The organism is Streptomyces sp. NPDC090442 (genome assembly GCF_044769405.1).
Classification (GTDB): domain Bacteria; phylum Actinomycetota; class Actinomycetes; order Streptomycetales; family Streptomycetaceae; genus Streptomyces.
In genome coordinates, this window is the sequence record NZ_JBIVXW010000094.1 from 23360 (window position 1) to 30230 (window position 6871).

Sequence of the window (6871 nt, forward strand, 5' to 3'; positions counted from 1 at the left end):
GCCCGTGTCCCACACCTCCACCGCACCCCACCCCCTCCAAGCCGTCCTCTTCGACATGGACGGCACCCTCGTGGACACCGAGGAACTGTGGTGGCAGGCAGCCCACCGCGTCGCGGCCACCCTGGACTACGAACTCACCGACACCGACCTGCCCGAAGTGCTCGGCCGTCCCGTCGAGCACACCGCCGCCCATCTCCACCGCGCCACCGGCACCTCGACACCCCTGGCCGAGCTTTCGGCCGTGCTGCACCGGGAGTTCGCGATCCGGGTGGAATCCCGAATCGTGCCCCGCCCCGGCGCGATCGAACTGCTCGACGGCCTACAGCGGGCAGGCATCCGCACGGCCCTGGTGACCGCCTCCCCGCGCTCCGTGGCGGACATCGTGCTGCGCAACCTGGGCGCCGACCGGTTCGCGGTCTCCGTCACCGCCGACGACACCCCGCGCACCAAGCCCGCCCCCGACCCCTACCTCGCCGCGGCCCGCGCCCTCGGCGTACCGCCGTCGACCTGCGTGGCCGTGGAGGACACCCCGACCGGTGTCACCTCGGCCGAGGCCGCCGGCTGCCGCGTACTCGCCGTGCCCTCCGTGACGCCGATACCACCCGCCCCCGGCCGCACGGTGCTCGACAGCCTGGAACAGGCAGACGTCGCACTGCTCGTGTCGCTCGCGGACGGCCCCTTGCGGATCGCCTAGGGGCTTGCTCAACGGGGCGATGGCGAGAGGGAGTTGCGCCGTGGACACGCTGGATGCTGAGACGGCACTGGCCACGGGGACGCGGAGCGAATGTTCGCCGCGTTCGACGAGTACGCCAAGGGCCCGGACATCGTGGCGAACACCGCGGGCATGAACCTGCGAAGGCCGATCGGCCAGCGGCTCCGGTTCACCGGTGATCGGCGCGGATCACTGCACCGGTTCCTCGCGGAGGTAGCCCTGGTCGATGAGCCACTGCATCGAGATGCCTTCCGGGAGCATGAACTGCGTTCCGCCCCCGGGCTGTCCGAACCAGGGAGCGACCTTGCCTCCCTGGATGACGCCGTACTTTTCGACTTCCTCCTGGCCCCACGGCCGGATCCAGCTGTACACGTGGTACCCGCACGCCAGGTAGGTGGGAGGCAGGGAACGTTGGGCGAACGGCGTTCCCTGCGGGTGCGCGAACCTCCCCAACGGACTGCCGAACCGGTCCCATACGTCCGCTGCGCCCGCCGACCGCTCCGGCTCCTCCTTCTGGTTCTGCCTGCGCCACCACCTCACGACTGCTCCCCGACCGGATAGGCGTCCACGTCCTGAAGGCGTACTCCCGGACACTGTTGCGGAATCTGCGCCCGGAACCTGTCCGCCCACTCGGGCCGGACCAGTACCAGCAGTTGGACCTGTCTGGCCAGCCACCCCACCCGGGTGTCACTGCAGCCGGGAAGCAGTCCGCGGTGGTCGAGCTCCCAGCGGGAGGCGGCGTCCCGGGTGGTGTGGAGCGCCGTCCAGTACAGAAACTCGTCCATGTCTCCGGTGGTGCGGCGCTCCACTTCCTTGTTGCGTTCCAGCACCACCCAGTGGAAGGTGCCGTCGCGGACCTCGGCCTGGGGGTAGCCGGCGTCGGGAGGGCCGTTCCCCACGACGTCCGCGCCGTCGAGCCCGTCGATGCCCGACAGCATGCTGCGGACGGTGGAGTAGACATCCTCAAGGGTTATCGTCACACGGACGAGTATCCCATCGGATACGGGCACTCCCGATGTGGACTAGATCACGCGAACGCCGGCACGCACCCACTGCCCACCCCGGTCAGTGGCTCGTCGACCACCCGGACTTGAGCCGCCAGCTGTTGACGGTCATGACGGTGAGTCGGTCAGGCCGGTGGGAACCTGCCATTGGCGGCGGCGACCGTTGTTGGTGAGCAGCAGTCCCTCCTTGAAGATCAGCAGCCCCAGTTGGCTGGCTACCTTCGCCGCGGGCGGCAGGGTGTCGCCACCCTTGCCGTACCCGAAGTTGGGCAGCGTGGCGGCGCCCAGCCCAAGCTGGGTGAGGCTGTCCGCCGGGGGCACCTTGACGAGGTCGGCGGACTGGTCGCCGATCAGGTGCCGAATCAGCGTGGGCCCGACTCCTGGCGGGACCGGCAGCACCTCGCGGATGAAGTCCAAGACGCCCTTCGTCAGTACCGTGCCAGCTTCCGAGGGGCGCTGTTGGCGGGCGAGGATGCCGTCCAACAGGGCAGAGCCGTCACCGAACTTGACGGCGTTGAGCTGCTCGTGGACACCCAGGACATGGCCGATCACCCGCCAGATGTGGAAGTAGGCATCCCGGTCCTCGGGCAGCAGCTCGACGCCCAGCGTGGCGAGGCCGCGCGGGATCATCACCGAGAAGCTCATCAGCGTGCCCGCCAGGTCTTCCTGGTTGATCGGTAGCCCCAACCGAGCGGTATCCCAGTCGCCGAGCTGGGAGACGTGGTAGCGCATGGTGGCGTGCAGCAGGCGGATCTTCTGGGCGGAACGAAGTCCGCGACCGCTCGGCCCCAGGCCGTCGTCGTCGAGGACGTCCACGACGAACTGCGAGGTTTCCGCCAGCCGTCGGTACACCCCGGAGGTGAGGCGTTGGGACCGGACAAGCACTTCGGCCCCGTTGCCGCAGGTGTAGCAGATCGGGAGCGAGCCGCAGAGCAGGATCGCGGCGATCAGCGGCTGGTGACGGCCGAGCAGTTCGTGGCCGCGTTCCATCTGCGCTCGATCCGCCCAGGGCGGCAGCACGGCGCTCTCCGCGAAGTACCGCTGGAGCTTGGGCGGCAGCCCGGCCGGTACGGCGTCGCTGTTCCGGCCGAAGCCGAGCAGCGTCTGCCGCACCTGCTCCTGCTGTCCCAGTTCGTACGTCTCGGCGATTGCGGCGTCCCCGAGCGGGTCGCCCGTGGCGCGCATTCGGTCGAGCAGTTCATTCGTCCAACCGTTGGTGGCCATGCGGTCCTCCGTCGGGTTTGCAGTGACACGTACTCGTATCACTGCACTGCGAGCCGGGGCGGCAGTCTCACTCGAACGAGGGGCGCGTGGCCCTCATCCATCACGCAGCCGCCTGTGCGCGGCCCGTAGTCGCTCTGCCCGAACACGTGGTCCGCGAGGTTGTGGATGACGGAGAGCGCGGCCCGCGCCGAGCCGGACGACGCCGGGGTGGCGATCTGCTCGATGTTCGTCATCGGGCGCCCCAGCACGCGAGTTGGTGCAGAGAAGGTCCGCGGCACCTTCGCCGATGACAAGGATCAGTGCGACGAGTGGTTCACCTTCACCCGGTAGAGCACGGTGCCGCCGGGCGGGACGTTGGCGCTGATCGCGCCGTGAGCGCTGACCGAACTCCCGTGTGTCCACAGGTCATTGAGTGTGTAGCCGGCGTTGCTGGCGGGCAGGCCCACGGCCGTGGCGGTGGTGGAGATGGTGGCGGGCGCGGAGGTCTCGTTGAACAGGGCCACCGCGACATCACCGCCGGCCAGCGGGCGGCGCAGCACGTCGAGGCCGTTGGTGGTGGTGACCGCGCTACCTTGTTGGCCAAGGCTGTCCTGGTCGACGCCGATGACGTCCTTGTTGAGGTAGACGCTCAGGTCCTGCTGACTGATCGGGAAGCCCGAGCTGCCCGCGGTGGCGGCGGTGCGCAGGTCTGCGCCGGAGATCAACGGGGCGGCGAGCACCGCGGCGGCCGACAGTTCGGACTTCTCCTGGTCGTAGGTCAGGCGCTGGTTGGGGTTCTGCGACGCCGAGGCGTAGTTGCCGGTTTCCAACATGTCGATGTCGTTCCAGGCGCCGGGACCGGCGTACCGCGACTTGTCCAGGTCGGCATGGATCAGTCGGGTGAGGCCGGCGAAGGAGGCATCGCGGTCGCCGTCGATGCGCCACATGTTGGCGACGCCCTTGCCCCACACCCACGGTTTCTCGCCCTGAGCCGCCGGCTGCAGGGAGAGGCTGAAGACGATCGGTCGACCGGCGGCGGCGAGCGCGTCGCGCATCCAGCCGTCACGCGTCTGCAGTGGAAGCCGCTCGTCGCCGACTCGTTGAGAGGGGTCGCTGGCAAGGCAGTTGTCGTACTTGAGGAAGTCGACGCCCCAGGAGGCGAAGGTCCGGGCGTCCTGTTGTTCGTGGTTCAGGCTTCCGGGGAAGCCCTGGCAGGTGTGGTAGGTGGGGCTCTCGTAGACGCCGAACTTCAGCCCCTTGCTGTGGACGTACGCGGCGAGGGCGGTCAGGCCGTCAGGGTACTTGTGAGGATCGGGGACGAGGTTGCCGCCCGCGTCGCGTGAGCGGCTCATCCAGCAGTCGTCGATGGTGAGGTACTGGTACCCGGCGTCGCGCATACCGCTGGCGACCATGAAGTCGGCGGTGTCCTTGACGATCTGCTTGTCGGCGTTGCAGCCGAAGGTGTCCCAGCTGTTCCAGCCCATCGGCGGAGTACGAGCCAGGCCGTTGTCCAAGGCGTGGGCGGGGGTGGTGCCGAGCAGGGGAAGGCCGAGCGCGGAGAGCGTCATGGAGAGGGACAGGAGCAGGCGTGGAAGGGCACGCATGGGGAGCTCCGCAGGGTAGAGGAATGGGGTGGAGGGCGGCGGAGCGGCTGGTGGCCGCTCCGCCGCAGCGGGTCAGTTCTGGGTGAAACCGGTGAAGTCGGTCTCGCCGCTGGTGCCTTCGCTGTGGGAACTGGTGAACACGCCGACGTCCTGAGCGGCGGTTACACCGGGAAGGGTGGCCGTGGCGAGCTGCGTCCAGTGGGTGCCGTCGGTCGAGTAGTAGCCGGTGTAGCTGGACCCGGAGCGGACCAACTTCAGCCAGCTGGGGTGGGCGGCGGTGCCGCTGCCCTCGTTGGGCGGGGCGCTGTTGGAGTCCAGGTGCCCGCTGCCGGAGCTGTCCCATTGCAGGACGTAGCCCTTGCCGGGGGCCTCGGCGAGGATCAGGTAGCCGGGAGATGTGCCTGGCTTGGTGATGTCGTCTCGCACCATGATCCCGGCCTTCGCCCACTCGTTGGTGCTGGCCTGAGTGGTCACCTTCACGACGGTGGTGGACCCGTCGTGCTCCGCGCCCTGCTGGTAGATCGCGCTGTACTGGTCGACGTTGCCCCACAAGTCCGCGCCCGCGCCGTCGATGGCGAGCCTGCTGTCCTGCGCGCCGAAGACGGCCGTGTTGTCGGAGAAGGTCTTGAACGGCGCCCGGACCGGGGCGGACAGCTCCACGGGGTTCGGCGCGGTCACCGTCTGGCTGCCGCCCGGGCCGTGGACGGAAGCGGTCGCGGTGACGGTGGTGTGGGTGATCGGCGTGGGCAGGGCGGTGGGAGCGGCCACCCGGAACCTGGCGACGGCCTTACCGCCACTGGGCACCCGGGCGAACCGCGTGCGGGTGAGCGGAGCGACGGTCCATCCGGCGGGGGCCTGGACTCCCAGGCGGACATCGGTGGCGGCCTGCGCACCGTTGTCGGTGACGGTTGAGGTCACCGTTGCGGAGGTGCCGGCCGACCAGCCGAACCCCGTGGTGTCCACCACGACGTTGGGCACGTGGCCGTCCAGTCCGTGGGCAGGTGCGACCCGGTACATCACCGTGCCGTGTCCGGGCACGAAGGCACTGATGGCCTTGGCGGTCTCGGTGGTGTGGTGCGCCCACAGGTCGCGCACGGTGTAGTCCTTGGCGGCTGGCAACCCGATCGCCGAAGCGGTGGTGGAGATGACGGCGGGTGCGGTGTTCTCGTTGAACAAGGTCACCGCGACACTTCCGTCGGCGAGCGGCTTGGCCAGTACGTCCAACCCGCCCGTCATGCTGACCGGCCGTCCCTGCTTGCCGAGCTTGTCCTGGTCGACGGCGATGACTTCCTTGTTGCCGTAGATCGCGAGGGTGTCGGCGCTCGCGCTGCGCAGGTCGGTGCCTGAGATCAGCGGTGCGGCCATCTCGGCCCAGAGCGAGAACTCGGTGCGGTCCTCGGTCGGCGTCATGCCGTTGCCGACTTCCAACATGTCCGGGTCGTTCCAGGCGCCCGGTCCGGCCGCGGCGGCGAGGTTGACGTTGTGGTGGTAGATGGTGAGCATCCGACCGTACGAGGCGTCGATGTCGCCGGTGGTACGCCACAGGTTGCCGATCGAGGCGCCCCAACTCGGCACGTCCTCCTCGCCCCAGTTGCAGAGGCTGTAGACGATGGGGCGGCCGGTCTTGGCCAGCGCGTCGCCCATCGCCTGGTAGCGCTGCCGGGCCGCTATGCCCATGTTGTTGCAGTTGTCGTACTTCAGGTAGTCGACACCCCAGGCGGCGAAGGTCTTCGCGTCCTGCCGCTCATGGCCGAGGCTGCCGGGGTAGCCGGCGCAGGTCATCGTGCCGGCGCTTTCGTAGATGCCGAGCTTGAGGCCCCTGGCGTGTGCGTAGTCGGCAACGCCCCGGATGCCGTGCGGGAACTTGGTCGAGTCGGGGACGAGACTGCCGCTGCTGTCACGGGACTTGCCCATCCAGCAGTCGTCGATGTTGACGTACTGATAGCCGGCGGCCTGAAGCCCGCTGGAGGCTATCTTGTCTGCGGTCCGCTCGACGAGTTGCTCGCTGACGTTGCAGCCGAAGGCGTTCCAGTCGTTCCAACCCATCGGCGGGGTACGAGCCAGGCCGTTGTCGAGCGCCGCAGCCGGGGTCGCGGCGAGGGGAACAACCGCGAGAGGTGCCACTGTCAGCACGGCCGCCATGAAGGCAGCCCATGTCTTGCGCATCGGTTCTCCTGAGTCCAAGGGAGTAACGGACGATCGCGCATCTTTCGCCTTGCCCAGGGCACGCCAAGCGAACCAAAATCAACATAACTAGTAGACCGTCGCGGCTAACTGTTGGGGTATAGGTGGCGGAGTCGGGTGCGGGCGTCTTGGGTGGTGAAGTGCCAGTTGACTTGGCGTTGGTC

General features: G+C 68.6%; 6 protein-coding genes and 1 pseudogene. 1 reads left to right on the plus strand and 6 read right to left on the minus strand.

The features are described from left to right. Positions 1-4: 4 nt before the first annotated feature. Positions 5-679, plus strand: a pseudogene (locus ACIQU6_RS39640) (HAD family hydrolase); the annotation flags it as partial. A 222-nt stretch (positions 680-901) separates the two neighbouring features. Here the strand turns inward: ACIQU6_RS39640 and ACIQU6_RS39645 are convergent. From ACIQU6_RS39645 to ACIQU6_RS39670, 6 genes are all read right to left on the minus strand, one after another. Then, positions 902-1252 (minus strand): TNT domain-containing protein, encoded by a 351-nt coding sequence (locus tag ACIQU6_RS39645; RefSeq protein WP_403486660.1) that lies wholly within the window; start codon positions 1250-1252, stop codon positions 902-904. Then, entirely contained in the window at positions 1249-1692 is a 444-nt protein-coding gene (locus ACIQU6_RS39650) for an Imm63 family immunity protein (RefSeq protein WP_403486662.1), read from the minus strand. Before ACIQU6_RS39650 ends, ACIQU6_RS39645 begins: the two co-directional genes overlap by 4 nt. A gap of 132 nt (positions 1693-1824) precedes the next feature. Further along, positions 1825-2940 carry an oxygenase MpaB family protein gene (locus ACIQU6_RS39655; protein WP_403486664.1) on the minus strand — a complete coding sequence of 372 codons (1116 nt, stop codon included), beginning with the start codon at positions 2938-2940 and terminating at the stop codon, positions 1825-1827. A gap of 38 nt (positions 2941-2978) precedes the next feature. Then, the gene (locus tag ACIQU6_RS39660; RefSeq protein ID WP_403486666.1) at positions 2979-3173 is read right to left on the minus strand and encodes a hypothetical protein; all 195 of its coding nucleotides are present in this window, start codon (positions 3171-3173) and stop codon (positions 2979-2981) included. Between the two features lie 63 nt (positions 3174-3236). Further along, the gene (locus tag ACIQU6_RS39665) at positions 3237-4523 is read right to left on the minus strand and encodes a glycoside hydrolase family 27 protein (protein WP_403486668.1); all 1287 of its coding nucleotides are present in this window, start codon (positions 4521-4523) and stop codon (positions 3237-3239) included. Between the two features lie 72 nt (positions 4524-4595). Further along, complete coding sequence (locus ACIQU6_RS39670) at positions 4596-6689, minus strand: NEW3 domain-containing protein (RefSeq protein ID WP_403486670.1); 2094 nt, start codon at positions 6687-6689, stop codon at positions 4596-4598. Positions 6690-6871 lie beyond the last annotated feature (182 nt).

Coding starts and splice junctions, on each gene's coding strand:
- ACIQU6_RS39655 (WP_403486664.1), bottom strand. CDS start 2,940: ATGGCCACCAACGGTTGGACGAATGAACTGCTCGACCGAATGCGCGCC.
- ACIQU6_RS39670 (WP_403486670.1), bottom strand. CDS start 6,689: ATGCGCAAGACATGGGCTGCCTTCATGGCGGCCGTGCTGACAGTGGCA.
- ACIQU6_RS39665 (WP_403486668.1), bottom strand. CDS start 4,523: ATGCGTGCCCTTCCACGCCTGCTCCTGTCCCTCTCCATGACGCTCTCC.
- ACIQU6_RS39660 (WP_403486666.1), bottom strand. CDS start 3,173: ATGACGAACATCGAGCAGATCGCCACCCCGGCGTCGTCCGGCTCGGCG.